Consider the following 21670-nt stretch of genomic DNA (forward strand, 5'->3'; position numbering starts at 1 on the left):
TTAGGAATTGTTGCATGGCCTGCGTGCGGTAGGCCTACCTACCATTCTCTCGTCGCCCGTGACCACCTCCACGGGCGGCGCCTCCCTCCCTTTCTCCTTGGGGAGGGGGGCTTTCATATTCCCCCTGTCCGAGAGAGACACACATGCACGCCATTCTGAAGAAGGCCACGCTCGCTGCAGCGCTGGCCACTGTTTCGCTGTCCGCCAACGCCTTCGACGCCGACATCAAGGTCTGGGCCAACGTCGACCCGACCCTGGCCCTGCTCAAGGCCGATGGCACCGCACTGGACTCCGTCGTGAACCTGGTCCACAACCCGGTCACCGGCCTGGTGCCGTGGACCCAGCAGGTGCGCATCTACTCCAACGACGAAGACAAGGACATCGAAGTGCGCGTCGGCAGCGCCCCGCAGCTGCTCAATACCGATGGCAGTGGCGCCCCGGTGCCGCTGACCGTCAGCCTCAACGGCAGGGCACTGACCGTGGCCGCGCAGGACTTCTCCGCCTCTGACCTGTACGACGGCGCACTGCCGGGCGCCTCGATTCCGATGCCGCTGCGTATCGCGCAAACCGTCCAGGCGCCGATCGCCAAGGGCGGTACCTACGAAGGCATCGTCACCATCGCCCTGGTGCAGAAGCCCTAAGTCTGCTGCCGCGCCGGCCCGCTTGCCGGGCCGGCCGCTTCCGGTAACACCCCCATGAAATCTCCCGCACCCGCCGTCACCCGGCTGGCGGTCGCGCTCGCCCTGTCGTTGGCCACGCCCCTGGTCGCGGCGCGCGGCGTACCCGCCGGTTTCGAGGATCTGGTCGAAGGCCAGACCGAACAACTCGAGGTACGCCTGTTCGGCCGTTCAACCGGGCTGGTGCCGGTGCGCGTGACCCTGGAACACGTGCAGCTGGAGGCCCCGGCGGAGGCGCTGCAGGCATTGCAGCTGCCGGCCGAGGCACAGGTCGCGTTGTTGCCGGCGCTGTCGCAGCCGCTGCCGCGCAACAGCCATCTGGCCTGCCGTTATGGCGGCGCCAGCGCCGGTTGCGGTTACATCGATCCCCCCGAGGAGCCCACCGCCGTGCGCGCGCTGTATGACGAAGGCGAGGGCGCCGTGCGCCTGTTTGTCGCCCGCCAATGGATTCCCGGCGAACCGGCCGCCGAGCGCTACCACCAGGTCAGCGCCAATGCCGAAAATGCCTTCCTGCACCAGCACACGCTCAACGTCAGCGGCGGCCGCGGCTACCAGTCGCTGGCCGCGCAGGGCATGGGCGCGCTGGGCGTGTTGCAGCGCGGGCACCTGTCTGCCGATTGGACCTTCAGCCAGCAGCACTATCGCGGCGGCCGCGCCAACCGCGACTTCCAGCTGGACAACGCCTATTACCGCCATGACCTGGGGCAGCAGCACTACCTGCAGGCCGGGCGCATGGACCGCCGCAACCTGAGCAGCCCGCAGGGCGGCACCTTCAGCTTCAGCATGCTGCCGATGGACCGCTTCCAGGGCCTGCGCCTGGGCACCACGCAGGCCTACGTGGATTCGGCGGCCGCCGTACAAGCCACGCCGCTCACCGTGCTGCTGGCACGCGATGCACGGGTGGATGCCTTCGATGGCGAGCGCCTGCTGCAGACCTTCTACCTGCAGGCCGGTATCAACCAGCTCGATACGCGCCGGTTCCCGCTGGGCAACTACACCGTCACCCTGCGCATCTACGAAGACGGTGTGCTGGTGCGCAGCGAGGACGCGCCGTTCGACAAGGGCGGCGACTGGACCGACAGCAGCGTGCAGTGGTTCATGCAGGGTGGCCGCCGTAACGAGCGCCGCAGCGACCGTTTCAACGACGAGCTGGCAGCGATGGCCGGCCTGCGCGTGCCGATGTCGCGCAACGTGGCAGTGACGGCCGGTGTCGCCGACCTCGGTGGCTTCAGCTATGGCGAACTGCGGCTTGACCTGCGCCATGTGTTCGCCACCCAGGAGATCCGCGGCGCTTTCAGCGGCATGCACGGCAGCGATGGCAGCCGTGGCCAGCAGCATCAGCTTTCATATCGTCGCCGCGCCTCGTGGAATGTGTACCACCAGCGCATGCGCGGCCGCGCCTGCCAGTTCGAGGACGACGCGCGCGACCGGCTCGGCTGTGCAGACTCGCTCAGCGCCTCGATGGCGCTGCCGGTGGCGGGCGGCAATGCCTATCTGGCCTACACCCGCCGCCAGACCTGGCGCGCAGGCACCGTGCAGCCGGGGCTGGGGGATGATCCGATGGCGGGGCTGGACCCGCTGTTGCCGCCGTGGCTGCCACAGCCCACGCGCGTGCCGCAGCTCAGCCGCACCTGGCAGGCCAGCTACAGCCGCAGCCAGCGCTGGGGCGAGTTCAGTGTCTCCAGCCGCATCGGCGTGTGGCAGCAGACCAGTGGCGGCGGCCTGCGCGATGGCCGCGACCGCGGCATCTACTTCAACGTCAGCCTCAACCGCCTGCAGCGCGGTGATGGCGGCAGTTCGCAGCGTCGCTACGGCCTGGATGTGCGCCAGCCGCAGCATGCACGGCCGGACGTCAACTACAGCGCCGGCCAGACCCTGCGCCAGGAATACGAAGACCAGTACCGCGAAGTGTCCGGCGAACTGCGTGGCAACAACAACGAGCGCTACAGCGCCACGCTGAGCGGGCAGTTGCAGAACCGCATCGGCCAGACCGGTGCCACGGTATCGCGCTACCAGCACCAGGGTGGCAATGAAGTGGCGTACAGCGCCACGCACAGTTCCGGCCTGGCCATCGGCTCGCGTGGGCTGTACTGGGGCGCAGGCGTGGGCGCCGATGCCGGGCTGGCGGTGCAGGTGGATGGCACCGACGACCTGGACCTGACCGGCGTTGCCGCCGAGCTGCAGGTAGGCGGCCTGCGCCGGCAGCGGCTGAAGCTGGGCGAACGCCGCCTGCTGCCGGTGTCCGCCTACCAATCGCACCGCGCCGAAGTGCAGGACGCCAGCGCACTGGACAGCATCGCCGCCGTGCGTGTGAGCGGCGTCGGCGGCGCGCGTCCGCTGTTCCTCTCGCCCGGGCGGCTGGTGCGCATGCCGGTGCCGATTGAAGTGACCTACACCTTCATCGGCAACGCCCACGACATCGCCGGCGCACCGCTGCGCGGCGCCCGCATTCTCAACGCGCCGGTGCCCGGCACCGGCAGCAACGGAGGCTTCGTGGCCGACTTCCCACGACGCGAAAAGACCCTGTACCTGCTGCAGGACGACCGGCTGCTGCACTGCCCGCTGCAGGTGCGCGAGCGCCGCAGCGTGGTGATGCTGGTGGGCGCCGTGCAGTGCGAGCCGTTGGCCGTGGCGCAGCTGCCGCCCGATATCCGCCATCAGGCACGGGTGACGCGACTGCTGCAGGAGCAGGCATTGATTGCCGCCACGCCGCAGACCGCGGCCGCGGGAGGTGCGCAGTGAGCCGGCGGTTGTGGTGGGTGATGGCGGTGCTGTGTGCGCTGGTGGTGTTGGCGCCGCGGGCGATGGCGCAGCGGCCGCCGGAAACGCATCCGACGAGTGAGCATCGCGACATCGTGATGAGCTGGGATCGCGCTGCGATGCCCGGGGATATCGAGTTGTGGGCACCGAGGACTGTGCTTGGCTATGAGACAAGTTCGACGCGCTACGGATCGCTGCATCTGACTTGCCGATCGTCAACTGACGCAGCTCAAGGGCGGTGCCCTACTGTCGGCAATGCGCTCGATACAGGAAGGGGCGCGGTGACGATTCGTGCCACCGAGAAGCGTTCGGGATTGGTTGAGGAAATACAGCTTCTTGGTTTTCTCGCGAGAGCAATGCCTGGGCGAGCTTGCTCAGGTGACTTCTGGGGCCAGGCAGAGCTTCCGCCATGGTCTTCCTCTTCAGCTGAGTGTGGGCAGGAGTGGCCGATAGGCACAGGCGCCCATTTGGAATTGCCGGGTTCCGAGATTGAAAGGCTTGTGGCTGGAACTTGGGAGGCAGTTGCCTTCCTCGACCTGCATGAAGCGGTCAACGGACCAGTGCTTGCGACCTACTCATTCAAGTTCGACTTCACCATCACCGACTACAACGCGGTCTCCATCTACTTCCCGCTCTTCGATCAGGTCACCCCGCACGTCGGCCTGAACCTGCAGTACGACCCGATCGCGCAGACCGTGGGAGGGCGAACCCAACTCGACATGTGCCTGTACGACGGACTGGGCTCGCAGAGCCAGTACCTGGGCGTCACCGTGCGCGACAGCGGGCCACGTCCTCCGGGGCCTTCCGGCTATTCGGTCTGGCATACCGACGGCGGCAGTGATGCCACGCAGCGCGTGGACTACACCGTCACCCTCGATCACAACGGCAGCGCCATACCCCTGCGCAACGGCGTGGAGCAGCTGCTGCATGGCATCGATACCGCAAAGCTGCGCCTGGTGCTGTTACCCGGCATGACACAGCCGGTGTTCTGCGTGCCCACGCCTTTGACGCTGGACACCCCACGCGTGCCGGTCAGCGGTAAACGCCCCGGCTATTACGACGGCGATCTCAAAGTGGAACTGCGCGTTCCCACTGTCACGCCCTGATTCCCATGGAGCCCCCGATGAAGCCTCTCATTCGTTGCCTGCTTCCCTTGTCGCTGCTGATGGCGATGCCTGCCCACGCCAATCTCACCGTGCACCCCATGCGCACGTCGGTGGACGTGAAGAAGGGTGCGCAGATCCGCATCTATTCGCAGTCCACCCAGCCGCAGTACGTGCAGGCCTCGATCAAGCGCATCGTCAATCCGGCCGGTGCAGACGAACAGGAGGTAGAGGTCGAGCCCGGCGAAGCGGCCATCGCCATCACCCCAGGCAAGTTCGCGCTGGCCGGTGGCGGCAATCGCCTGATCCGGGTGATTCCGCTGCAGCCGGTCGAGAAGGAAACCGCCTACCGCGTGTACTTCGAAGGCGTGCGTGGCCCTGAAGGGATTGAACGCGCAGGCGAGGGCGAGCGCGCACAGGCCAACATCGGCGTCAGCCTGGTCTGGGGCGCGCTGGTCAATGTGCTGCCCGCGCAGCCTGCCATGGCGGTACAGGTGGAAGGCAATCGCCTGCGCAACACCGGCACGGTGCGCGTGGGCATCACCAGCATCGCTGACTGCGATGGTGCGCGCTGCACCGCGCACGACGTGTCGCGAAGCCTGTATCCGGGCAGCGCGTTGGAGCTGCCTTTTCCCGTGCAACCGGGACACACGTTGCAGATGCGTTACCGCCTGACTCGCGATGGCTATCGCGAGCACGTGCAGACCCTGGCGCCCAGCGCCGGCTGATTCCCCAGCCCCGCCAGCGGTGCTGGTGGGTTCTTTCTGACGTTCCTGTTAAGGAGATCCAATGAATCGTATCTATCGCCGTCTGTGGAGTCGCGCCCGTCAGTGCTGGGTGGTGGCCAGCGAGCTGGCGCCATCCCGCGGAAAAGCGTCTTCCACCGTTCGTGCAGGGGGTCTTGTGCTTCTTTCGTTGCTGGTGGTGCCGACTGCTGGCGCGCGCGAGGATGACGAAGATGACACAGCCTGGTGGGCACGACAGACAATGAGTGCCTTCGTCGCAACGGCTGGCGCCAGCGGGCGCGCATTCGAGACCCGGGCAGTCAATCGTGGCGATGTGTACAGCAACACGTCGCGGGCCAACTGGAGTGTCATCGACGGCAAGGAGTCCATGGCACTTGGGTCGGAAGCACGTGCCAGCGGTGAACATAGTCTCGCGGCAGGTATCAGCAGCCGTGCCGCGGGTGCGAGAAGCGTGACGCTTGGGAGCCTCTCGGAGGCATGGGGAGATAACAGCATTGCGCTCGGCCACTATGCCGTCACCAAGAACGGTGGGTATGGCACCGCTGTAGGCACCTACAGTGAGGCCAACGGGATTGGAGCAACGGCGCTCGGGCAGAATGCCAAGGCCCGAACCGATAACTCCATTGCCGTGGGAAGTGGGTCCATGACGGATGCCGGGGCTGGCGTCTCAAAGATTGCCATCGGTGGTGATGCGTACGCGGGCAGTAGTGGCTGGACGGGTGCAATCGCACTGGGCGGGGAATCGCGCGCAGAGTACGACGGTGTGGCTGTTGGTTATGGTGCAAAGACATCGGCAAATGGCACTGTGGCACTTGGTCGTGGATCGCTTGCCACAGAGGCCAACACCGTTTCGGTCGGTAGCGCCAGCGTGAAAAGGCGGGTAGTCAATGTGGCCGATGCGGGGCTGAACTCGACCAGCAGTGATGCGGTCACTGGCAAGCAGCTGTATGCCACCAACTCCAACGTGACCAAGGCCCAGGCCGCGGCCGATGGGGCGAAAACGACGGCCACGGCGGCACAATCCACCGCCAACACGGCCAACAGCAATGCCAACTCGGCGCTGGCGAAGGCCAATGCGGTCAGTGGCCTGGTCAGCCAGGTATCGGCCGCTGGCAACGTAAGGCTGGGTGGTGAGAACACCGGTACGGTGCTGGATGTGCGCAACAAGTCCAATGCGGTGCGCAGCATCACCGGCCTGAAGGATGGGGCGCTTTCTACCTCCAGCACTGAAGCCGTGACGGGCAGGCAGCTCAATGCAACCAACAGCAACGTGACGGCTGCTCGGACTGCGGCCGACGCGGCGAAGACCACGGCCACAGCAGCGCAGACCACCGCCACTACAGCCAACACCAACGCCAATACAGCGCTGGCCAAGGCCAATACGGTCAGTGGCCTGGTCAGCCAGGTATCGGCCAGCGGCAACGTACGTTTGGGCGGCGAGAACACCGGCACCGTGCTGGATGTCCGCAACAAGTCCAATGCTGTTCGCACTATCACTGGCCTGAAGGATGGGGCGCTGAGCACGACCAGCACCGAGGCGGTGACGGGCAAGCAGCTCAATGCAACCAACGCCAATGTCAGCAAGGCGCAGGCAGCAGCCGACGCGACGGCTACACGGCTGAACGCCAGCGCAGTGGCCCTTGGCGCGGGAGCTGTCGCGGAGCAGGCCAGCTACGGCATCAGTACGGCGCTGGGCAACAACGCCAAAGCCTACAACGGCAAGAGCGTCGCCATGGGCGCAGACGCTCGCGCGACGGTGGATGACGCGGGTAACAAGATCAGTGGCAACGCGGGTGTGTCCATCGGTGCTGGAACCCGCAGTGGCAACGGTGCGGTGGCGCTTGGATTGGATGCCGTCGCAACGGGTGATCGAGGCGTTGCCGTCGGCCATGAGGCGTCTGGTAAAGGCACGCACGCCACCGCTCTGGGCTTCCAGAGCAACGCGTCGGCCAACCAGGCCACGGCGGTCGGGCGCGGGGCGGTTGCCAGCAGCCTGTATGCCTCGGCACTGGGTAATCAGGCGAGTGCTAAGGCACAGAGCGCGCTGGCCCTAGGTGATCGCGCCAATGCGGCACATGCAGGCGCGGTTGCGCTGGGTAATGGCTCAGCAACGACTGGGACCAATCAGGTCTCGGTGGGCAATGACTCGTTGAAGCGCAAAGTGGTCAACGTGGCGGATGCCGCCTTGAGTACGTCCAGCAGTGAAGCGGTGACCGGCAAGCAGCTGCATGCCACCAACACCAGCGTGGCTGCTGTGAAGGCGACCGCGGACGGTGCGCAGGCGCGCGTGGCGGTACTGGATGGCCTGGTGGGGCAAGTGTCGGCAAGTGGCAACGTGCGCTTGGGTGCAGACAACACCGGCACCGTCGTCGACGTGGCCAACAAGAGTGGCGCCAAGCGCAAACTGCAGAATCTGGCCAATGGCGTGCTCAGTGCGTCCAGCACGGATGCAGTGACCGGGCAGCAGCTCAATGCCACCAACAGCGAAGTGGCCAGTGTGCGCACGGCGGCAACCGCAGCGAAGACGGCGGCCGATGCCGCCCGTGGTGTAGCCGATGGCGCTGTGCAGAAGGCTGATGTCTTGGGCGGACTGGTGGGCCAGGTGTCTGCCAGCGGCAATGTTCGCCTGGGTGCAGAGAACACTGGGACCATCGTGGATGTCGCAAACAAGACCGGAGCCAAGCGACGCATCTACAACATCGCCAACGGCACGCTGAGTGCAGGAAGCACAGACGCGGTGACCGGGCAGCAGCTGTTTGCGACCAATGCCACGGTGGAGACGCAGCGACAGGCTTTGGCTGGGCATGCGCAGCAGCTGACGGATCAGGACGGGCGTATCGCCGACAACCGGATCGAGCTGGATGCGCTGCGTACGGACTTCGATAACTTCGATCCGGATCTGGATGGCGTGGTCAAGTTCAGTGCTGATCGTCACCTGGTGGACATGGAAGGTGCGCGCGTATCGGGGGTGGCAGCGGGGGATATCAGTTCTGCGGCCAGTACGGATGCTGTGAATGGTGGGCAGTTGTTTGCGACCAATGTCCGAGTTAGTGAGCTCGAGCGAAACGGGCGATTCCTGAGCGTTGGCTATGACGATGAGAGCATTGATGCAGATGCCGGTCTGTTTGGGGTTGCGTTGGGCGATTCGGCAAAAGCCTCGCTGGGATCTGAGGGCGGAGTGGCAATAGGAAGCTTTGCGGTTGCAGGTGCGTTCAACTCAGTCGCGATAGGAAGAGGTGCGGTTGTCGCAGAGGCCGCAGAAAGAGGCTTTGCGTTGGGAGTCGGTTCCAACGTGTATGCAAAAGAAGGCGTCGCTTTTGGTGCATTGAGCCGTGTCGTAGCGGGCGCTGATGGCGCAGTGGCACTGGGTTCCTATTCAATTGCAACCGAAGCAAATACTGTTTCAGTTGGGAACGGCTCTGTAAAAAGGCGCCTGGTAAACCTTGATCGTGGCATTTCCGATCACGATGCGACCACCGTTGCGCAGCTCAACGAAGCTCTTGCTGGACTCGGTGGCGGTGCAGGCCTGGATGCTTTCGGGAACGTTGTTGGGCCTACCTATAGCGTGCAAGGTGGCAAGCAGGACAATGTCGGAGATGCCCTGGCTGCACTCGATGGGGCGGTGGTCAGGTCAGACAGCCGCGTAGATGGCCTCGAAGGTCAGCTGCGTGCGACGTTCCAACAGTCGCCCTCGACCCGGGCGGATGGAGTTGGTCAGCTGAACTTGGCAGGTGCGCAGGGCATGGTTCTGTCGAATCTGGCCGATGGACGCATTGCGGCAGGCAGCCGTGATGCGGTGACTGGCAATCAGCTGCATGCTGCGGAGCAGAAGATCGAGCACAACAGACGCGACATTGATGCAATGCGGCGCGATTGGCGTTTGGATCAGAGGAATCTGCTGACTGAGATTAGCGATGGAGCTCTCATCGATTTCGGCGGCGCACGCCTGACCGGTGTCGCCGATGCGCGTCTCTCCGCGGATAGTTCGGATGTGGTGCGTGGGAGCCAGCTATTCGAGACTAATCAGCGACTGAATGACATGGAGGGCAAGGATAGGTTTGTATCTATCGGAAGCGGTGGAGAACAGAATGCAGCATCTGCTGGGGCGTTCTCCGTCGCAGTTGGCGATTCGGCGATGGCCGCAAAGGGAAACGAGGGGGGCGTTGCTATCGGCGCGTACGCTTACGCAGGGGGAATGAACTCGATTGCTCTCGGTCGCGCAGCTTCTATTCGAGACGGAGTTAACGACGGGTTTGCAGTCGGCACGCGATCATTGGTGGAAGCTGATGCCAGTATGGCTATTGGTGCCGAAAGCCGAGTTTCTGCAGGTGCTAAGTATAGCGTTGCACTAGGCAGTCTCTCGGTGGCTGACGAGTTTGGTACTGTGTCAGTTGGTCACGCGGCATTCCAGCGTCGCCTCGTCAACGTAGCCAACGGCCGCAACACCAACGACGCAGCCACCATCGGCCAGCTCCGCGGCGCGCTGTCCACGCTCGGCGGCAACATCGACGCCAACGGCAACGTCACCACCCCCGGCTTCAACGTCCAGGGCCAGCACCAGAACACCATCAACGACGCACTTACCACCCTCGACTCCGCCGTAGTCACCACCGGCTCCCGCATGGACCGCGTCGAAACCCAGCTCCGCTCGGTCTTCCAGGAAACGCCCTCCACCCGCAGCGACGGCACCGCCCAGCTCACCCTGGCCGGCGCCAACGGCATGGTCATCTCCAACGTGGCCAACGGCTTGATCGCGGCCGGCAGCCGCGAGGCGGTCAACGGTGGTCAGCTGCATGCGGTGCAGCAGCAGCTCAATGGCCGCATGGATGGCCTGGAGCAGCGCGTGGATGGCCAGCCGCAGTCGCGTGCGTTGGCTACGGCTTCGGCCGCACCGACCGAGCAGGTCACGCCAACACCGGAAGCCAGCGATTCGCCGCAGGTAGCCTCGGCAGGCGAGGGCACGTCGCCCGCGCCACAGCCGAAGTCGAAGAAGGACGACACGCCGTCGCCCACGCCGCAGGTCGATACCGCTGAACTGGAGAAGATGCTGGCCCGCGCCAACGAATACACCGATGGCGCGATCAGCAACTTCGAGCGTCGCCTGGACAAGATGGACAAGCGCTTCAACCGCATGGCCGCGATGAGCAGTGCGCAGACGGCCATGGCCATGAACACCGCCGGCCTGGCCACCTACAACCGCCTCGGCGCGGGCGTGGGCTATGCCGAAGGCGAATCGGCCATGGCGGTGGGCTACCAGCGTGTGCTCAACGAAAAGGGCTCAGCCACCTTCAGCCTCAATGGTGCGTTCACCAACAGCGGTGAACGCAGCATGGGCGTGGGTGTGGGCATCGGCTGGTAAGCGATGGAGCCCCGGCGTGACGCGCGTAATCCACCCCGTCGCGCCGGGGTCCTGGCCAAGGAGATGGCAATGTACAGATGGGTAAGCGGATTCATCAGCTATCGCACGTTCTATATCTGGCGCGCGCGCTATCGCTACTACACACGGAACCTGGATCTGTGGACGCTGATGAGCGGGCTATGCATTGCCGGTCTACTGCTGGTCCTGTGGTACATGTGGCAGATGCTGGGCGTGCCGCCGCCGCGCATACATCCGGATACAGCGGCGCTGCGCATCGAGGGCGTCACCCACGAGGCGATCCATCGCATCGTGCTGGTGCGCCACGCTGGCAGCACGCGGGGGGCCGAGTTCACCACGCCGGAGGACGTGCGGGCGAGTACGCTGCGCACGATGCGGGTACGGCAGGTGATGGACAGCGAAGTGGTGTGGCGGCTGAAGGCCGACATGCTGGCGGACATCGCTGACTACATCAACGTCACAGGCGGGTGCTTCCCCTACGACTGCCGGCAGATTCGGGATCGGTTGGACCCCGTGCGCAAGGCCGCTGTGGAGAATGCGCAGATCAACGCCTCACTGGCGACGATCCTGGACGTGCCACTGGACCAGATGCCGCTCTTGAAGGGCGGCGAGCGTGAGCGGGTGAAGAGTGGGTGGTCGGATACGTTCAACGACGTCTACTTTCAGGCCGGCTTGCTGCGGGACCTGCAGGCCATGCATGCGCAGATGATGCGGGAGTATCCACAGCGGGCCCCCGCGCCCTGGTTGCCGCGGTTGCTCAGCGACCCGCTGCGCGATACCCGTTTCGTCTGGTAGCGGGAGCATGATGGGCGCCATCTGCCAGAGCAGGTAGCGCAGCTTTTGTAGAGTCGAGCCGCGCTCGACTGCTCTTCGGTCGGCAATCGGTTGCCTGAAGCACGGTGCGGACCAACGGTCCGCACCCACCAAAGGCAGGTACCGCTGCGCTCGCCGGCCATGGGCCGGCGCTGCCGTCATCCGCCGATGTACGCGGTGATCTCGGCCTCGGCCAGCACCTGCCGCAACTGCGCGACAGACGCGCGCCGCATCGGCTTCTCGTCCACCGGCGACAACGGTGCCTGACGCAGGGCGTCGTACGGCAGCACGGCCAGGTCGAAGGTCAGTTCCTCGGCACTGAACACCCACACCGGCACGTCCAGGCAGCGTTCGCGGTCCATGCGCAGGCGGCGCGTCCGTGATTCGGCGGGGATGCCGTGCTCGTCCAGGAAGCGATGCACGGCCTCCGGGTCGTCGCTGTGCAGGTGCAGCTGCACGGGGCTGTTGGCGTCGGCGGTGCCGTCCAGCACCGGGCCAGCCAGGCGCGGCGCGAAGCCGTGCAGGAACTCCAGCGCACGCATTGCAGCTTCGCGGCGGCGCTGAAGCTCGTTGCCGTGCTGGGGCCCGGAGAACAGCCGCTGGTACTCGCGCAGGGCGTCTTCGATCTCGGTGTTGCGGGGCAGGGAGGCATCGTCGTGGATGCCGAGCCGGCTGGCGGCCTTCAACTTGGCCTGGTGGTAGTCGCGGATGCCGCCTTCGGCCATCAGGCGGGCGGCTTCGTGGGCGAGGCGGTGGCGACGCTCGCGGGTCTGGCTGGCAGCATGCTGACGGGCGCGATGCATGCGATGACTCCCTGTTGCGACCTGGGTACAGAGTAGCGCAGGGATGTGACATCTGCGTGGGTATGGCGCGGAGATGCCAACCAACGGTTGGCAGCTACCACGGCAAACGGGTGCCGTTGATCCTGTAGAGCCGAGCCCATGCTCGGCTGCTCTACCGCGGGCCCCCGGAGCCGAGCATGGCTCGGCTCTACAAAGGCGGCGCCAACCAAGGTTGGCTGCTACCAAGGCAAAAGGGTGCCGTTGATCCTGTAGAGCCGAGCCCATGCTCGGCTGCTCTACCGCGGGCCACCGGAGCCGAGCATGGGCTCGGCTCTACAAAGGGCAGTGCCAACCAACGGTTGGCACCCACCGAATCCTTCCTCAGAAGATATCGAACGCGGCGGCGTCGGCCTGCGGCGTATTGAGGTTCAGGTCGTAGTCGGTCAGGCGGTCCATGTCTTCCACCTTCACCCACTCGGTCGCGCCGTTGAGGGTGGCCTGGACCATGCCGCTGGGCGGATCGTTCTGCGCGATCGGGGTGTCCTTCAGCGCGGTGCGCATGTAGTCGATCCAGATCGGCAGGGCGGCCTTGCCACCGTATTCGCGGTAGCCCAGCGAGCGGAAGTCGTCGCGGCCCACCCACACGGTGGTCACGTACGGGCCGCCGAAGCCCGAGAACCAAGCATCGCGGTGGTCGTTGGTGGAGCCGGTCTTGCCGCCCACGTCCTCGCGGCCGAGCACCTTGGCCTGGGCGCCGGTACCGCGCTGGACCACGTCGCGCATCATCGACACCAGCTGGTAGGCGGTGCGGGCGTCGATCGCGCGCGGGGCGGTGCGGGCATCGGGGTTGACCGGCGCGGCCGGGGTCTCGGCCTTGGCTTCGGCCTTGGCCGCAGCAGCCGGGTCCACCTTCGGGGCCGGGGCGCCGAAGTTGAAGCCGTCCACCACCTGGTTGACCGGCTGGCCGCTGCTGCCGGCGCAGTCGCGGCAGGCCATCGCCGGGTTTTCCTTGAACACCAGGTTGCCGTCGCGGTCGTTCACCTGGTCGATCAGCCAGGTGTCCACGCGCGAGCCGCCGTTGGCGAACACGGCGTAGCCACGGGCCACCGACAGCGGGGTGAGCGAGGCGGTACCCAGCGACATCGACAGGTTCGGCGGCAGTTCCGATTCGGCGAAACCAAATTCGCTGATGTACTTGCGCGCGTAGTCCACGCCCATGCCATCGAGCAGACGCACCGAGACCAGGTTGCGCGACTGCACCAGCGCTTCGCGCAGGCGCATCGGGCCGCGGAAACCGCCGCCGTCGTTCTGCGGGGCCCAGGTCTTGCCGCGGCGGTCGCGGAACACGACCGGGGCGTCGAGCACGATCGAGGCCGGGTTGTAGCCCTTGTCGAAGGCCGCGGCGTAGATGAAGGGCTTGAAGCTCGAACCCGGCTGGCGGCGGGCCTGGGTGGCACGGTTGAACTTGTTGCCGGAGAAGCTGAAGCCACCGACCAGCGCCTTCAGCGCGCCGCTGTGGGCATCCAGCGAGACCAGCGCGGACTGGCCGCGCGGAAGCTGGTCCAGCAGCCACTCACCTTCCTTGGCACCGGCACGCACGCGCACGATGTCACCGCGCTGCACCAGCTTGCCCGGGGTCTTGTTGGTCCACTTGGCGGCACCGGCCGGCAGCACGATCTCGCTGCGGTTGGCCAGCACCACGGTGGCGCTGCCATCGGCACCGGTGCTGGCAACGATGGCCGGCAGCAGGCCGGCCTGGCCGTACAGGCCACGCAGGTGCTCGGCCAGGGCGGCGGCGTCTTCGCCGGCACCCACCTGGACCTGCTTCTCCACGCCGTGCCAGCCGTGGCGGTGGTCGTACAGCAGCAGGCCGTCGCGCACCGACTGGTTGGCGGCGGTCTGCAGGGTCGAATCGATCGTGGTGGTGACGTGGTAGCCCTTGTTGACCACGTCACCGCCGAAGCGGGCGATCATTTCCTGGCGCACCAGTTCGGCCACGTACGGGGCATCGACCTGCACCGGCGGCTCATGCGCGGTGGCGTGCATCGGCACGGCCTTGGCCGCGTCGGCCTCGGCCTGGCTGACGAACTTCAGGTCGGCCATGCGCTGCAGCACATAGTTGTCACGACGCTGGCGGGCGCGCTCCGGGTTGGAGATCGGGTTGCCCGAGGACGGGAACTTGGGGATGCCGGCCAGCGAGGCCATCTCGTCCAGGTCCAGCTCGTTCAGCTTCTTGCCGTAATAGAACTCGGCGGCGGCGGCCACGCCGTAGGCGCGGTTGCCGAAGAAACTCTTGTTCAGGTACAGCTCGAAGATCTCGTCCTTGCTCAGCTCGGACTCGATCTTCCGCGCCAGCAGGATCTCGGCCAGCTTGCGGGTGTAGCTGTACTCGGAGCTGAGGAAGAACTGGCGGGCCACCTGCTGGGTGATGGTGGAGCCACCCGGCACGCGCTTGTCGTTGGTGGTGGCCAGCAGCCACACCGCACGGCCGATGCCCATGTAGTCCACGCCGCCATGCTCGTAGAAGCGGGCGTCCTCGGTGGCCAGGAAGGCCTGCTTCAGGCGCTCGGGCACGTCCTTCATGGTGATCGGGGTACGCCGGGTCTCGCCGAACACCGCCATCAGCTTGCCGTCGGCAGCGTAGACGTACATCGGCTCCTGCATTTCCACGTCGCGCAGGGTCTGCACGTCGGGAAGCTTGGAGGACACGGCGTAGTACAGACCGCCTACGGCGGCCGCGCCGATCAGCGCCAGGACCAGGACAATCAGGAAGATCCAGCGCAGCCAGCGGCGGAGTCGAGTCATCGGGTTCAGATTCCGATTGCGAATTTCGTGGTCGCAGAGTATAGATTACGCAAGGTGGCGGCTGGGGTCGTCGCCGGGGAGCGCAAGGGGAACAGTCAGGGGCTGCATGGTGAATCCGTGAGGGACTTCACAGCAGGGCCGTTGCCATTTGCTAAGAATACGTTATTAATGCTCGGGCGCAGGTCTTGCGTCCAAGTGCCCGTCGGCAGGGGAGAAACCGTGGGGCTCATCCCAAAAAGTCAGTCGCCGCTTGTAGGCGTCGACATCAGTTCGACTGCGGTAAAGCTTTTGCAGCTGTCCCGCAGTGGCAACCGTTTTCGTGTGGAACATTACGCCGTGGAACCTCTTCCGCCGAACGCGGTGGTGGAGAAGAACATCGTGGAAGTGGAGGCCGTGGGTGAGGCCATCCGCCGTGCGATGAACCGCTCGGGGAGCAAGGCCAAGCTGGCCGCTGCCGCCGTCGCCGGTTCGGCGGTGATCACCAAGGTGATCCCGATGCCGGCCGAGCTCGACGAAAACGACATGGAAGCCCAGATCGAGCTGGAAGCGGTCAACTACATTCCGTACCCGATCGAGGAGGTGAACCTGGACTTCGAGGTGATCGGGGCGATCCCGAACAACCCGGAGATGGTCCAGGTGCTGCTGGCCGCGTCGCGTTCGGAGAACGTGGAACTGCGCCAGTCGGCCCTGGAACTGGGGGGCCTGCAGGCCAAGGTGATGGACGTGGAGGCCTTCGCGGTCGAGAACGCCTATGCCCTGGTCGCCAGCGAGCTGCCGGTGTCCATCGAGGGCGTGGTCGCGCTGGTCGATATCGGCGCCACCATGACCACCCTCAACGTCCTGCGCGGCGGCCGCAGCCTGTACAGCCGCGAACAGGTGTTCGGTGGCAAGCAGCTGACCGACGAGATCATGCGCCGTTACGGCCTGAGCTACGAGGAAGCCGGCCTGGCCAAGCGCCAGGGTGGGCTGCCGGAAAGCTACGAGATGGAAGTGCTGGAGCCGTTCAAGGAAGCCACGGTCCAGCAGATCAGCCGCCTGCTGCAGTTCTTCTACGCAGGCAGCGAGTTCAACCGCGTTGACCACATCGTGCTGGCCGGCGGCTGCGCCGTGCTCGGCGGCCTGCCGGAAATGGTCGAGGAACAGCTGGGCGTGCCGACCGTGGTCGCCAACCCGCTGGCGCAGATGACCCTGGGGCCGAAGGTGAACGCACATGCGCTGGCCCAGGATGCCCCCGCGCTGATGATCGCCACCGGTCTGGCGCTGAGGAGCTTCGACTGATGGCACGCATCAATCTATTGCCCTGGCGCGCCGAGCGGCGCAAGCAACGCCAGCGCGAGTTCTACGCAATGCTGGGCATGGCCGCGATCGGTGGCCTGCTGCTGTCGCTGGTGATCTGGTTCTATTACGACCGCCAGGTGAGCGGCCAGATGGACCGCAACGCCTATCTGGAAGCCGAGATCGAAAAGGTCAAGGAACAGAACAAGGAGATCGACCGCCTCGACGCGCAGAAGGAACGCCTGCTGGCCCGCAAGAAGGTCATTGAGGAACTGCAGGCCAAGCGCTCGCAGATGGTGCACCTGTTCGATGCGCTGGTGCGCACGATTCCCGATGGCCTGGTGCTGACCGCGCTGAAGCAGGAAGGCGACGTGCTGACCCTGGAAGGCCGCACCCAGTCCAACGCCCGTGTTTCGGCGTACATGCGCAACCTGGAGACCTCCGGTTGGATGACCAACCCGGAACTGTCGATCATCGAAGCGCGTGATCCCGAGAAGGACAAGGACGGCAAGGTTGGCCCGTTGGCCGACATCAAGGCGCTGCCCTATGTGTTCGTGGTCAAGGTGAAGCTGCCGGCACAGAGTGAGGAAGTGGCCGGTACGCCAGGCCTCAACGCCGATGGTTCGGTGGCAACGCCGGCTCCGCCCGCAGTGGCCCCGCTTGCCGCCGGCCCGGATGCAGCGGCGCCTGCTGCACCGGCCGCAGGCCAGTCCGCTGCTGCTCCGGCTGCACCCGCCCCCACCGCCGCGCCGGTCAACGCACCTGCTGCCACCCCGGCCGCGCCGAACCAGCCGGCAGCCCCGGCTGCCAAGCCTGCGCCGAAGCCCGAGGGCAGCCGCCTGGCGCAGCCGCCGCAGGCTTTCAACGCCCCGCTGCAGGGGGATCGCGCATGAGCCAGAAAATCGATCTGAAGAACCTGGATTTCAACGACATCGGCAACTGGCCGCAGAAGGCCAAGATCGTCTTCTGCTCGCTGTTGGCGCTGGTGATCATGTTCGTTGCGTGGATGCTGCTGATCAGTGGCAAGCGCGAGGAACTGGCCGGCCTGGAATCGAAGGAAGTCGATCTGCGTGCCGAGTTCACCAAGCAGCAGGAGCGCGCGGTGAACCTGGCACCGCTGAAGCAGCAGCTGGCACAGATGGAACAGGTGCTGCAGCAGATGTTGCGGCAGCTGCCCAGCAAGACCGAAATGCCTGACCTGATCATCGACATCTCGCAGACGGCGTTGTCCAGCGGCCTGACCAACGAGCTGTTCGAGCCGGAGCAGGAGCAGGTCAAGGAGTTCTACGCCGAAAAGCCGATCAAGCTGCGCATGGTGGGCAGTTACCACCAGTTCGGTGCTTTCGTCAGTGGCGTGGCGTCGCTGCCGCGCGTGGTCATCCTGACCATGCACGACATCAACCTCAAGCCCAAGGACAAGGCCACCGGCAACGCTCGCAGCGGTGCGCTGGAACTGTCCGGCACGGTCAAGACCTATCGCTATCTGGATGAGACCGAGGTGCAGGCACAGCAGGCGGCTGACGCCGGCAAGGAGGAGAAAAAGTGATCCGTTCCCTCTTTGCGCGTTGTGGGATGGCAGCCGTCGTGCTGATGCTGGCCGCGTGCGGCCGCGATGTGACCAGCACGCCGGGTGATGCGCCGAACCTTGAAAAGTGGGTGGAAGGCGAGCGTGCCCGACCGGCGCAGCCGCTGGAGCCGCTGCCGGTGATGCAGCAGTTCGAGACCTTCGAATACTCCGCACAGGGTCTGCGCGACCCGTTCACCGATGCCTGGACCAATCCGCAGCAGGGGAATGGCGGATTGCGTCCGGATCCGAACCGGCGCAAGGAGCCGCTGGAAGGCTTCCCGCTGGATGCACTGGACATGGTCGGTACCATCGGCACCGGCGCCGCTACCGTGGCGCTGGTGATGGGGCCGGACAAGGTGACCTACCGGGTACGCCCGGGTGGGTACCTTGGGCAGAGCGACGGGCGGGTCACGGCGGTCTTCGAGGACCACGTGGAGCTGATCGAACTGGTGCCGGATGGCGCGGGCGGCTGGCTGGAACGGCCGGCAACGCTCTCGCTTGAAGATCAATGATCGTTTACTGGGGATAGCACGATGACCTTTCACCAAGCCAAGGGGCTGCGTCCCATCCGGCGCTCTACCTTGAACCGTGTCAGCGCGTTGGGAGTCGCGCTGATGCTGGCCTGCGCTCCGGCGCTGGCCGCCGCACCGGCCGAGAAGCCGGTGGGCGCCACTGTGGCACCGGCGGCAGCGCCGGCGGGCCTGTCGGTGGCCAAGATCGATTTCAAGCGCGGCGATGATGGCGCCGGGCGCCTGATCGTTCAGTTCGACGGCCAGGGCGCGGTGCCGGACCTGCGGACGCAGGGCAACAGCGTGGTGGTCGATGTCGGTAACGCCCGGCTGCCGGCCAACCTGCAGAAGCCGATGAACGTCACCGACTTCGCCACGCCGGTGCAGCGCATCGACGCCAAGCCGTCCGGTGCCGGTACCCAGCTGGTGCTCAGTACCGGTGGCGCGGTGGAGTCGCTGGCCTACCAGAGCGGCAACGAGTACGTGGTGGAGATCAGCCCGCGGCAGGCGCCCGCCGCTGTTGGTGCAGTCACCGCCGGCAGCGTCACCCAGGCCGCCAAGGCTGTCGGCCAGCGCGGTTTCACCGGCAAGCCGGTGACCTTCAACTTCCAGGACGTGCCGGTGCGCACCGTGCTGCAGTTGATCGCCGAAGAATCCAATCTCAACGTGGTGGCGTCCGATTCGGTACAGGGCAATGTGACCCTGCGCCTGGTCAACGTGCCGTGGGACCAGGCGCTGGACATCGTGCTGCGCGCCAAGGGCCTGGACAAGCGTCGCGATGGCAGCGTGATCTGGGTCGCTCCGCAGGCTGAGCTGGCCAAGTTCGAGCAGGAGAAGGAAGACGCGCGCATCGCCATCGAGAACCGCGAAGACCTGGTCACCGATTACGTCCAGATCAACTACCACAGCGCCACGCAGATCTTCAAAGCGCTGACCGAGGCCAAGGGCATCGGCGGCGGCAGTGGCGGCGGCAATGGCGGTGGTGGCGGTTCGTCGCAGGAAGACAGTGGTTTCCTGTCCTCGCGCGGCCGCATCGTGGCCGACGAGCGCACCAACACGCTGATGATCAGCGACATTCCGAAGAAGATCGCGCGCATGCGTGAGCTGATCGGTGTGATCGACCGTCCGGTTGACCAGGTGCTGATCGAAAGCCGCATTGTCATCGCTACCGATACCTTCGCCCGCGAGCTGGGTGCGAAGTTCGGCATCAGCGGCAGCCGCGACAACGTGTACTTCAGCGGCAGCCTGGATGCCAATGCCGAAACCCGCAAGTCGCAGGTCGATACAGCGCAGGCCAACGCCAAGGCGATTCGCGAGTGGCAGGCCGGCGGCAGCGTCGGCCCGGCGCCTATTCCCAGCGGCCCGACCATCAAGCGCGGCCTGAACTGGAACCTGCCGGTGGCCGCAGCCAACAACCCGGGCTCGCTGGCGCTGTCGATCCTCAACGCAGGCTACCTGCTGGACGTGGAGCTGTCGGCCATGCAGGAAGAGTCGCGAGGTGAGGTGATCTCCAACCCGCGCGTGGTCACCACCAACCAGCGCGAGGCCATGATCAAGCAAGGCAAGGAAATCGGCTACGTCACCATCAGCGGCACCGGTGCTGCCGGTGGCGCCGGCTCCACCCCGAACGTGCAGTTCAAGGAAGTGGTGCTGGAACTGCGGGTGACCCCGACCATCACCAACGACAACCGCGTGTTCCTCAACATGCAGGTGAAGAAGGATGAAGTCGACCGCCTGATCGAGCTGCAGGGCTACGGCACGGTGCCGTCGATCAACCGCCGCGAGGTCAACACCGCGGTGCTGGTCGAGGATGGGCAGACCGTGGTCATCGGTGGTGTGTACGAGTTCACCGACCGCAGCAGCATCAGCAAGGTGCCGTTCCTGGGCGACGTGCCGTTCCTGGGCAACCTGTTCAAGAAGCGCGGCCGCAACAAGGACAAGGCCGAGCTGCTGGTGTTCGTGACGCCGAAGGTGTTGCGCGTGGCCAAGCAGAACTGAGCCCGCGCCACCCGAGAAACGAAGAAGGGCCGCCATGCGCGGCCCTTCTTCGTTTCCACCCGTAGATCCACGCCGCCCATGTCCAGTAGATCCACGCCATGCGTGGATAGCCCAGTAGATCCACGCCATGCGTGGATGGGCCGTTCAGCCGTTCTTGATGCCAATCGCAGGGCACCCTGCGATGATGTCGGGAACCCGTGCCGTCCCGCGCCGGTCAAAGGCCCCCATGAACCTGCCACCGCCGATGCCCGAAACCGTCTCGCCGCCGCCCGCGCCGGCCACCTCCCGCCTGCATGGCGCCTTCACCCAGCTGCGCGATGCCCTGTCGGCCGAGATCGTCGGCCAGGCGGCACTGGTCGAACGCCTGCTGATCGCGCTGCTGGCCGATGGCCACCTGCTGGTGGAGGGCGCTCCGGGCCTGGCCAAGACCACGGCGATCCGTGCGCTGGCCTCGCGCCTGGAGGCTGACTTCGCCCGCGTGCAGTTCACCCCCGACCTGCTGCCGGCCGACCTGACCGGCACCGAGATCTGGCGCCCGCAGGAAGGCCGCTTCGAATTCGTACCCGGACCGATCTTCCACCCGATCCTGCTGGCCGACGAGATCAACCGCGCGCCAGCCAAGGTGCAGTCCGCACTGCTGGAAGCGATGGGCGAGCGCCAGGTTACCGTTGGCCGCCACACCTACGCGCTGCCGCCGCTGTTCCTGGTGATGGCCACGCAGAACCCGATCGAGCAGGAAGGCACCTTCCCGCTGCCGGAAGCACAGCTGGACCGCTTCCTGATGCATGTGCGCATCGGCTACCCGGACCAGGCTGCCGAATCGGAGATCCTGCGCCTGGCCCGCGAGCGCGCCCGTGGCGCACTGGGCGAAGCCGCACCGGCGCCGGAAAAGCTGCCGATGCAGGATGTGTTCGATGCCCGCCGCGAAGTGCTGGACCTGCACATGGCGCCGGCGCTGGAGCGCTACCTGATCGAGCTGGTGCTGGCTTCGCGTGATCCGGCGCGCTATGACGCTGGCCTGGGCCGCCGCATTGCCTGGGGCGCCAGCCCGCGCGGTTCCATCGCACTGGAACGCTGCGCGCGTGCGCGCGCCTGGCTGGCTGGCCGCGATTTCGTCACCCCTGATGATGTACGTGCGGTTGCGGCCGACGTGCTGCGCCATCGCGTGCTGCCCAGCTACGAAGCTACTGCCGAAGGCTGGGATGGCGAACGCCTGGTGCAGGAGCTGCTGGCCCGGGTGCCGGCACCCTGAGCCTGC

Annotated in this window: 14 protein-coding genes; 12 read left to right on the forward strand and 2 right to left on the reverse strand. The window is 65.8% G+C overall.

Features of this window, described 5'->3' with window-relative positions; translation table 11 throughout:
* Positions 1 to 143: 143 nt before the first annotated feature.
* From AC5P8D_RS14715 to AC5P8D_RS14740, 6 genes are all read left to right on the forward strand, one after another.
* A complete protein-coding gene (locus tag AC5P8D_RS14715) occupies positions 144 to 641 on the forward strand; it encodes a CS1 type fimbrial major subunit (RefSeq protein ID WP_053443461.1) in 498 nt (165 codons plus the stop codon).
* Between the two features lie 54 nt (positions 642 to 695).
* Positions 696 to 3419: a TcfC E-set like domain-containing protein gene (locus tag AC5P8D_RS14720; protein ID WP_329766037.1), complete on the forward strand. Its 2724-nt coding sequence runs from the start codon at positions 696 to 698 to the stop codon at positions 3417 to 3419.
* Between the two features lie 62 nt (positions 3420 to 3481).
* Positions 3482 to 4543, forward strand: a complete 1062-nt coding sequence (locus AC5P8D_RS14725) for a CblD like pilus biogenesis initiator family protein (protein ID WP_495203501.1) — start codon at positions 3482 to 3484, stop codon at positions 4541 to 4543.
* A gap of 17 nt (positions 4544 to 4560) precedes the next feature.
* A complete protein-coding gene (locus AC5P8D_RS14730; protein WP_049453337.1) occupies positions 4561 to 5268 on the forward strand; it encodes a pilus assembly protein in 708 nt (235 codons plus the stop codon).
* A 61-nt stretch (positions 5269 to 5329) separates the two neighbouring features.
* Positions 5330 to 10645, forward strand: a complete 5316-nt coding sequence (locus AC5P8D_RS14735) for an ESPR-type extended signal peptide-containing protein (RefSeq protein WP_053443458.1) — start codon at positions 5330 to 5332, stop codon at positions 10643 to 10645.
* A 69-nt stretch (positions 10646 to 10714) separates the two neighbouring features.
* Complete coding sequence (locus AC5P8D_RS14740; protein WP_019659990.1) at positions 10715 to 11458, forward strand: hypothetical protein; 744 nt, start codon at positions 10715 to 10717, stop codon at positions 11456 to 11458.
* 176 nt (positions 11459 to 11634) lie between these two features.
* Here the strand turns inward: AC5P8D_RS14740 and AC5P8D_RS14745 are convergent, their stop codons facing one another.
* Together AC5P8D_RS14745 and AC5P8D_RS14750 are read right to left on the reverse strand one after the other, a co-directional pair.
* Positions 11635 to 12279, reverse strand: coding sequence for a hypothetical protein (locus tag AC5P8D_RS14745; protein WP_012511978.1), 645 nt, complete (start codon positions 12277 to 12279; stop codon positions 11635 to 11637).
* Between the two features lie 360 nt (positions 12280 to 12639).
* Complete coding sequence (locus tag AC5P8D_RS14750; protein ID WP_329759963.1) at positions 12640 to 15063, reverse strand: penicillin-binding protein 1A; 2424 nt, start codon at positions 15061 to 15063, stop codon at positions 12640 to 12642.
* A gap of 219 nt (positions 15064 to 15282) precedes the next feature.
* Here AC5P8D_RS14750 and AC5P8D_RS14755 point away from each other — a divergent pair, with 219 nt between their 5' ends.
* The 6 genes from AC5P8D_RS14755 (at position 15283) to AC5P8D_RS14780 (ending at position 21664) form a co-directional block, all read left to right on the forward strand.
* Entirely contained in the window at positions 15283 to 16341 is a 1059-nt protein-coding gene (locus tag AC5P8D_RS14755) for a pilus assembly protein PilM (RefSeq protein ID WP_010484061.1), read from the forward strand.
* Positions 16341 to 17231: a PilN domain-containing protein gene (locus AC5P8D_RS14760; protein WP_100446630.1), complete on the forward strand. Its 891-nt coding sequence runs from the start codon at positions 16341 to 16343 to the stop codon at positions 17229 to 17231. Before AC5P8D_RS14755 ends, AC5P8D_RS14760 begins: the two co-directional genes overlap by 1 nt.
* Entirely contained in the window at positions 17228 to 17884 is a 657-nt protein-coding gene (locus AC5P8D_RS14765) for a type IV pilus inner membrane component PilO (RefSeq protein ID WP_010484063.1), read from the forward strand. The genes AC5P8D_RS14760 and AC5P8D_RS14765 overlap by 4 nt, the downstream gene beginning before the upstream one ends.
* Before the next feature lie 26 nt (positions 17885 to 17910).
* Positions 17911 to 18417 carry a pilus assembly protein PilP gene (locus AC5P8D_RS14770; protein ID WP_010484064.1) on the forward strand — a complete coding sequence of 169 codons (507 nt, stop codon included), beginning with the start codon at positions 17911 to 17913 and terminating at the stop codon, positions 18415 to 18417.
* A 21-nt stretch (positions 18418 to 18438) separates the two neighbouring features.
* Entirely contained in the window at positions 18439 to 20412 is a 1974-nt protein-coding gene (locus AC5P8D_RS14775; RefSeq protein ID WP_019659995.1) for a type IV pilus secretin PilQ, read from the forward strand.
* A gap of 226 nt (positions 20413 to 20638) precedes the next feature.
* Positions 20639 to 21664, forward strand: coding sequence for an AAA family ATPase (locus AC5P8D_RS14780; RefSeq protein WP_019659996.1), 1026 nt, complete (start codon positions 20639 to 20641; stop codon positions 21662 to 21664).
* Positions 21665 to 21670 lie beyond the last annotated feature (6 nt).

It is taken from the genome of Stenotrophomonas sp. YJH_SMC_101-4 (genome assembly GCF_059370395.1).

What these genes read in the sequence shown, in the direction of transcription:
- AC5P8D_RS14715 (WP_053443461.1), top strand. Translation starts at nt 144, where the DNA reads ATGCACGCCATTCTGAAGAAGGCCACGCTCGCTGCAGCGCTGGCCACT.
- AC5P8D_RS14720 (WP_329766037.1), top strand. Translation starts at nt 696, where the DNA reads ATGAAATCTCCCGCACCCGCCGTCACCCGGCTGGCGGTCGCGCTCGCC.
- AC5P8D_RS14725 (WP_495203501.1), top strand. Translation starts at nt 3,482, where the DNA reads ATGGCGCAGCGGCCGCCGGAAACGCATCCGACGAGTGAGCATCGCGAC.
- AC5P8D_RS14730 (WP_049453337.1), top strand. Translation starts at nt 4,561, where the DNA reads ATGAAGCCTCTCATTCGTTGCCTGCTTCCCTTGTCGCTGCTGATGGCG.
- AC5P8D_RS14735 (WP_053443458.1), top strand. Translation starts at nt 5,330, where the DNA reads ATGAATCGTATCTATCGCCGTCTGTGGAGTCGCGCCCGTCAGTGCTGG.
- AC5P8D_RS14740 (WP_019659990.1), top strand. Translation starts at nt 10,715, where the DNA reads ATGTACAGATGGGTAAGCGGATTCATCAGCTATCGCACGTTCTATATC.
- AC5P8D_RS14745 (WP_012511978.1), bottom strand. Translation starts at nt 12,279, where the DNA reads ATGCATCGCGCCCGTCAGCATGCTGCCAGCCAGACCCGCGAGCGTCGC.
- AC5P8D_RS14750 (WP_329759963.1), bottom strand. Translation starts at nt 15,063, where the DNA reads ATGACTCGACTCCGCCGCTGGCTGCGCTGGATCTTCCTGATTGTCCTG.
- AC5P8D_RS14760 (WP_100446630.1), top strand. Translation starts at nt 16,341, where the DNA reads ATGGCACGCATCAATCTATTGCCCTGGCGCGCCGAGCGGCGCAAGCAA.
- AC5P8D_RS14765 (WP_010484063.1), top strand. Translation starts at nt 17,228, where the DNA reads ATGAGCCAGAAAATCGATCTGAAGAACCTGGATTTCAACGACATCGGC.
- AC5P8D_RS14770 (WP_010484064.1), top strand. Translation starts at nt 17,911, where the DNA reads ATGGCAGCCGTCGTGCTGATGCTGGCCGCGTGCGGCCGCGATGTGACC.
- AC5P8D_RS14775 (WP_019659995.1), top strand. Translation starts at nt 18,439, where the DNA reads ATGACCTTTCACCAAGCCAAGGGGCTGCGTCCCATCCGGCGCTCTACC.
- AC5P8D_RS14780 (WP_019659996.1), top strand. Translation starts at nt 20,639, where the DNA reads ATGAACCTGCCACCGCCGATGCCCGAAACCGTCTCGCCGCCGCCCGCG.